This is a genomic window from Nonomuraea aridisoli (assembly GCF_003236395.1).
GTDB lineage: Bacteria > Actinomycetota > Actinomycetes > Streptosporangiales > Streptosporangiaceae > Nonomuraea > Nonomuraea aridisoli.
This window is the reverse complement of record NZ_POUD01000467.1, coordinates 1-3,722: the sequence shown is the minus strand read 5'-3', so window position 1 is coordinate 3,722 and position 3,722 is coordinate 1. Positions and strand designations below refer to the sequence as shown.

The 3,722-nt window shown below is 70.1% G+C and carries 5 protein-coding genes; 1 reads left to right on the top strand and 4 read right to left on the bottom strand.

The window, feature by feature from the left end; translation table 11 throughout:
- Window positions 1–215: hypothetical protein (locus C1J01_RS50750; protein ID WP_181449353.1), on the top strand; the 215-nt coding region annotated here is incomplete at its 5' end.
- On the opposite strand, the gene C1J01_RS46865 is transcribed toward C1J01_RS50750, so the two are convergent.
- The 4 genes from C1J01_RS46865 to C1J01_RS46850 form a co-directional block, all read right to left on the bottom strand.
- Entirely contained in the window at window positions 216–1,778 is a 1,563-nt protein-coding gene (locus C1J01_RS46865; RefSeq protein ID WP_111185485.1) for a CotH kinase family protein, read from the bottom strand. It abuts the gene before it with no gap.
- Window positions 1,779–1,784: 6 nt separating this feature from the next.
- Window positions 1,785–2,462 carry a DUF4956 domain-containing protein gene (locus C1J01_RS46860; protein WP_111185483.1) on the bottom strand — a complete coding sequence of 226 codons (678 nt, stop codon included), beginning with the start codon at window positions 2,460–2,462 and terminating at the stop codon, window positions 1,785–1,787.
- Window positions 2,463–2,467: 5 nt separating this feature from the next.
- Window positions 2,468–3,316 (bottom strand): polyphosphate polymerase domain-containing protein, encoded by an 849-nt coding sequence (locus C1J01_RS46855; RefSeq protein ID WP_111185481.1) that lies wholly within the window; start codon window positions 3,314–3,316, stop codon window positions 2,468–2,470.
- Between the two features lie 83 nt (window positions 3,317–3,399).
- Window positions 3,400–3,645, bottom strand: coding sequence for a sensor histidine kinase (locus tag C1J01_RS46850; RefSeq protein ID WP_235855136.1), 246 nt, complete (start codon window positions 3,643–3,645; stop codon window positions 3,400–3,402).
- Between the last annotated feature and the right edge of the window lie 77 nt (window positions 3,646–3,722).

Genomic DNA, 3,722 nt, shown 5'->3' with positions numbered 1-3,722 from the left:
GTGGGGGCCAGGCCCCGGTGCGAGGGGTGGTGCCGCTCGCGGAGGTTCCGGACGTTGTCACGCCGACGGTGGAGGAGACGCCGGCGATCGGGACGTCGTTCAGGCGTCCCGAACCGCCGGCGCGGCGGGGGAGTCCGCTGGGCTCCGTGCTGCTCACGGTCGTCGTGGTGACGGCGATCACCTCGGCCACCGCCGTGGCGTTCCGCGCCCGCTGATCACCTTCCCGACGTGAGCGCCTCCGTCCGCGTCCGGAGCGTCTCGCGCAGGCTTGCCGCCTCCTGCGCGGCCTTGGCCGCGTCGGCGCCTTCGTTGAGGCTGTACGCCTTGAGCAGCCGGTCCAGCAGGGCGGTGGCGGCGCCGTTCGCCAGGAGCTTGGCGGACAGGGCGGCGTACTCGCGTTCGTAAAGCTTCTTGAAGGCGGGGTCGGCGAGGAACTTCTCCTTCAGGACGTGGCCCGACATCCCGCCCGGACCCGCCTCGTCCCGAGCACCCGGGGGCGCGGTGCGATCGGCCGGGCCGGTCTGTCCCACTCTGGCCCCCCGGTCGCCGAACCCGCCCCCGCCTCTGCCGATCGTGTCCTCGGGGCCCGCTGTGGCGTCACCCATGAGCGCGAAGTTGAGGTCCCAGCTGATCACCGTGAACTTTTTCGTGCCGAGGTCGTACCAGAGGTAGTAGTTGCGCCCGGGACCGGCCATGTCGTCGAAGTTGAGCAGGATGTTCTGCAGGGCGGTGTACCGGGCGAACGACTCGACGTCGAGGCGCTCGGCCAGGTCCGCCGAGAACTCCTCGGCCGACGCCTGCTCCACCCATCGGACGAAGTCGATGACCGGCTGCAGGTCGCGCTGCCCCACCAGGTTGACCTGCTTGAAGTCGTCGGCGTACTCAGTCTGGTCCTCTCCCTGGTAGGCGAAGCGGCCGGAGGCCAGCGACTTGTAGAGCACACCGTCGCCGAGCCTGTCGGCGTACCCCTCGTCCAGGTACTCCACCAACAGCCGCGGCCCGGACGCGCGGCCGTTGACGCTGAACGACGCGTACGCCGACCGTTGGGTGGGCTCGCCCGCCGCGCCGACCATCGCGATGGCCAGGGCCTCGTTGAGGAGCGTGGCGGACTGCGCGGCCGCGGGGCGTACGGCGATCTGGGAGTGGCCCTGGTAGCGGCGGCCCGCCACGAACTCGTCGAAACTGATCAGCCACGGCAGCTTCTCCGGCTCCTCCGCCTTCAGCGCCGCCCCGAACCCGCCCCGCCGCCCGCCGCGAGCCTGATCAGGCGGCTGGAACCCCTCGGGGGGCTCGGCGCCGCCGGGGTCGCCGAATCCCCCAGGGCGCTGTCCACGGCCTGGCTCACCGCCGGGCCCACCGCCGGCCGGGCGTTGCCGGGTCTGGCCGTTCCAGGTCAGGCCCTGGAGCGTCGAGTTGCCTTTGAGCCGGATGCCGACGCTCGGGATGCGCGTCCCGTCGATGGTCAGGTCCGCCTCGACGTACTTCTTCTCGCCGTCCTCGAAGTACTCGCTCAGCATGTCCTGGTAGCTCTCGTCCCGGAACGTGAGCGTCACCTCGTGCGGCGTGGAAGCGTCGAACAGTTCCTTCGACCCGGCGAGATCCCGCACGACGGCGCCGGCCTCGGCGACCCGCGAGGTGGTGACGTACGGGCGGATCGTCCCGCTGCCGAACACCCCCCAGCAGGCCGCCAGGAACGCCACGCACAACGCGACCAGCTTCCAGTGCTGCCGGAGCCGGACCGGGACCCGGTGCCGCGGCCGCTTCGTGTCCTGCGCCATGGCGGCCTACAGGTCGCTCTGGTCGTAACCGGTCAGGACCGTGACCGACTGGCCGTGATTGCGCTCGCGCAGCCCGGCGATCAGGTCGGCGGGCTCGCTGCCCTTCTTGACCTTGACGGTGTACATGAGCTCGGTCAGCGCACCGGCCCTGATCGACTCCATGCTGACCAGCTCGAACTCGTCGGTGTGCCGGATCAGGACGTCCTGGATCGCGTGCGTGTGGTCCTCGTCGGACGGCACCTGCACCTTGACGACCTGACGGCGCACGTTGAGCCGGAACCAGTCGAACCGGTGCATGATCATGACGATCAGCGAGATCGCCACGGCGGCGACCACGGCCAGCAGGTAGAACCGGGTGCCGACGGCCATGCCGACGCCCATCACCAGGAAGATGAACCCGACGTCCCTGGTCTCCTTGATGGCGTTGCGGAAGCGCACCACCGACAGCGCGCCGACCAGGGCGAAGGCGCGCGCGATGTTCGAGCCCACGACCAGCATGATCAGCGAGATGAGCATGCCGAGGACGACCAGCGTCTGCACGTACGACTGGCTGTAGGAGACGTTGCGGTGGGTCGCCCGGTACACCCAGCCGATCATGGCGCTGAGCACGAACGACAGGGACATCGCGATGGCGATGTCCGCCACGCTGAACGTGCCCGAGAGGTCCTGGAAAGAGAAGTCCATGGGGGTCATGCCTCCGTCGGAGCGATCGCCGGGTGGCCGGCCCGGACGTCGAGGTCGTGGTCGGGGATGTGGAAGATCGAGCGCGGCGCCAGCCCGTACGCCTCGACGCTCTGGCAGTACTTGGAGACCCGCACCACCTGGAGGTTCCGCCGGGCGGTCAGGTCGGTGAGCCAGTAGGGGACCCGCTCGTTCGCCTTGACCTCCATGATCGCTTTGCCGGGCGGGACGATGTAGCGGTTCTCGGCGTCCGCGCCGAGGTGGAAGTCGCGGTCCCGGCCGCGGATCCGCTGGTCGAACGTGACGCGCAGGCCCACGTCGGCGCCGCGGCCGGCGTAGGCGTGGCGCTGGTAACCGGTCATGGCGGTGGCGTGCAGATCGAGGCGGCAGACGAGGTCGAGGACCTCCTCCAGGAAGCCCCGAGCCGCCGGCTCGTGGCCGACCTGCTCGCGGCCGTCGCACAGGCGCAGCGCGTCCCGGTACGGCAGGCGCACGCGGCGCTTCTGTGTGACCCGGTTGACGCGTTGCTTGATCTCGACGAAGACCGGCGTGTCGCCGGTCACCGCGAACCGGTCGCCGTAGTGGCGGATGCGCAGCTTCCTGCGGAACTTCAGCCCCTCGATCTTCTCCCAGTAGAAGCGGAGCCGCCGGGTGTCGTAGTAGACGCTCCAGATGCCGTAGCCGTGCTCGCCGCTGTGCGGGTCGCGGTCGAGGACGGCCTCCATCTCCTCGCGCAACTCGCCCACGAGGGCGGTGTCGACGAGGTACTTGATCTCGTACCGGTTGAAGGCGTGCAGCGCGTGCCCGGCCTGGCCCGGTTCTGCGGGAGCAGGGCGATTGATCGGCTTTCGCAGCATGGGTCTCCCTCCTGTCACGCCATAGGTGACAGGAGGAAGCTGGGAATAGTGTGTGAACGCCGCCTCGCCGCGCGGTGAACGGCTCAGCCGCCCCCGGGCCCGGCGCTTCCGGGTCCGCGGACCGGGAGGATGACGCGGAACGTCGTGCCCTCGCCGGGGCGGCTGCGGGCCTCGATGCGGCCGTCGTGCGCCTCCACCAGCGCCGCCGCGATGGCCAGGCCGAGCCCGGTGCCGCCGCCGTCCCGGGAGCGGGCGGGGTCGGCCCGGTAGAACCGGTCGAACACGTGCGGCAGGTGCTCGGCCCCGATCCCCGGCCCGTGGTCCCGCACCTGGCTCTTATACACATTTCCGAGCCCACGAGACTAGCGCCCAGCTCCTATACCGGCTTCTGCCTGAAAAAAAAAAG

Coding starts and splice junctions, on each gene's coding strand:
- C1J01_RS46860 (WP_111185483.1), bottom strand. CDS start 2,462: ATGGACTTCTCTTTCCAGGACCTCTCGGGCACGTTCAGCGTGGCGGAC.
- C1J01_RS46855 (WP_111185481.1), bottom strand. CDS start 3,316: ATGCTGCGAAAGCCGATCAATCGCCCTGCTCCCGCAGAACCGGGCCAG.
- C1J01_RS46865 (WP_111185485.1), bottom strand. CDS start 1,778: ATGGCGCAGGACACGAAGCGGCCGCGGCACCGGGTCCCGGTCCGGCTC.